The 1791-nt window shown below is 69.7% G+C and carries 5 protein-coding genes; all 5 read left to right on the top strand.

What is annotated here, in order from left to right:
- Nucleotides 1-178: ATP-binding protein (locus VGD44_RS22615; RefSeq protein ID WP_331090642.1), on the top strand; the 178-nt coding region annotated here is incomplete at its 5' end.
- The gene (locus VGD44_RS22610) at nucleotides 178-675 is read left to right on the top strand and encodes a GNAT family N-acetyltransferase (protein WP_331090640.1); all 498 of its coding nucleotides are present in this window, start codon (nucleotides 178-180) and stop codon (nucleotides 673-675) included. The genes VGD44_RS22615 and VGD44_RS22610, both read left to right, overlap by 1 nt.
- Entirely contained in the window at nucleotides 672-1106 is a 435-nt protein-coding gene (locus VGD44_RS22605; RefSeq protein WP_331090639.1) for an HPr kinase/phosphatase C-terminal domain-containing protein, read from the top strand. The genes VGD44_RS22610 and VGD44_RS22605 overlap by 4 nt, the downstream gene beginning before the upstream one ends.
- Before the next feature lie 62 nt (nucleotides 1107-1168).
- Complete coding sequence (locus VGD44_RS22600; protein WP_331090638.1) at nucleotides 1169-1573, top strand: PTS sugar transporter subunit IIA; 405 nt, start codon at nucleotides 1169-1171, stop codon at nucleotides 1571-1573.
- Nucleotides 1574-1791: HPr family phosphocarrier protein (locus VGD44_RS22595; protein WP_331090641.1), on the top strand; the 218-nt coding region annotated here is incomplete at its 3' end.

The following is a 1791-nucleotide window of genomic DNA, read 5'->3' as shown; positions in this document are numbered from 1 at the left end:
CTACACCTCGCGGCCCAAAGGCGCGGCGTTCGGCGGCAACTCGGGCCTAGGCCTCTCGATCGCCCGCCAGATCGCCCAGGCGCACGGCGGATCGCTCAGGGCCGAGAACAAGATCGGCGCGGACGGCAAGGTCGCCGGCGCTGTTTTCCTCCTCACCCTGCCCGAGCAGTCCGTCTGATGCGCAGACTGGCGCGCCCCGAGGACGAGGCGGCGGTCCACCGCATCTACGCGCACCCGGCCGTGGTCCCGTTCCTGACCTACGAGACCCTGTCGCCCGAAGCCTTTGCGCCGGTGTTCGCCGACCTGCTCGCTGGCGGCGACTTCTGGGTCTGGGAGGTGGACGGCGCGGTCGTGGGCTTCTACCGGGCCACGCGCCTGCCGGGCCGGGCCGGGCATGTGGTCCACCTGGGGCCCCTCGCCATCGACCCAGATCGCCACGGCGAGGGCCTGGGCCAGGCGATGATCGGCGACGCGCTCTCCTGCCTCGAGGCCGAGGGCGCGCTGCGGGTGGAGCTTACGGCCGAGGCCGACAACGTGCGCGGCCTGGCGTTCTACAGGAAGCTGGGCTTCGCCATCGAGGGCGTGCAGCGGATGGCCTACAAGCGCGCCGCCGACCCCGACTTCATGGACGAGGTCCTGATGGTGCAGTTCCTGGGCGAGCTGCGCGGCCGATGATCCTGCATGCGGGCCTGATCGCCCGGCGCATGGGCGGATTCTGGCGGGGCGTGCTGATCGAAGGCCCGCCCGGCGCGGGCAAGAGCGACCTGGCGCTCAGGGCCCTGGACCAGGGCTTCCGCCTGGTGGCCGACGATCGCGTGGTGGTCTGGACCGACGCCGGCCGGCTCTTCGGGCGGGCGCCCGACACGCTGAGCGGCCTGATCGAGGTGCGCGGCGTCGACGTGCTGCGGATCGAGCCCGTGGCCTACTGCGAGATCATCCTGGTGGCGCGGCTGCAAGTGCCGGAACGCATTCCGGATTCTGCAACCGAAGCGGTCCTGGGCCTCGCAATTCCACTACTGTCGGTAGCGCCCTTCGAAACCTCCGCGCCTGCGAAACTAAGCCGCGCGATGGAGACCTTTGACGCGGCGCACAACAGGCGTATTTAGCTCCGCTCGCGCCCCTGATCAGGCGTACGTCGCGGGTGGGGATACCCCTTGGATTGTCAGGCATGATCGGCCTCGTGATCGTGACTCACGGCCGGCTGGCGCAAGAGTTCGTCTACGCCATGGAACACGTGGTGGGGCCGCAGTCGGCCGTCGAGGCGATCTGCATCGGCCCCGAAGACGACATGGAGCGGCGCCGCCAGGACATCCTGGCCGCCTGCGGCCGCGTCGAGGGGGGATCGGGCGTTGTCCTGCTCACCGACATGTTCGGCGGCACGCCCTCGAACCTCGCCATCTCGGTGATGGAGCAGACCAAGGCCGAGGTGATCGCGGGCCTGAACCTGCCCATGCTCATCAAGCTCGCCAGCGTGCGCACCCGCTTCAGCCTGGAGGACGCGGTTGCCGCGGCGCAGGAAGCCGGGCGAAAGTACATCTCCGTGGCCTCCTACGTGCTGGCCGGAGAGAAGTAGCTGAGCGAAGCCAACCGCACCGTCGAGATCATCAACAAGCGCGGCCTGCACGCCCGCGCGTCGGCCAAGTTCGTGAAGCTGGCCGCGGCCTTCGACGCCGAGGTGCGCGTCTCCAAGGACGGCCAGACCGTCGACGCCCGCTCGATCATGGGCCTGATGATGCTGGCCGCCTCTCCCGGCTGCTCCATCGACATCCAGGCCGAGGGCGACCAGGCCGA

Source organism: Phenylobacterium sp. (assembly GCF_036402295.1).
Taxonomy (GTDB): Bacteria; Pseudomonadota; Alphaproteobacteria; order Caulobacterales; family Caulobacteraceae; genus Phenylobacterium.
Note: the sequence above shows the minus strand (reverse complement) of the source record. Positions and strands in the feature narration are given on the sequence as shown.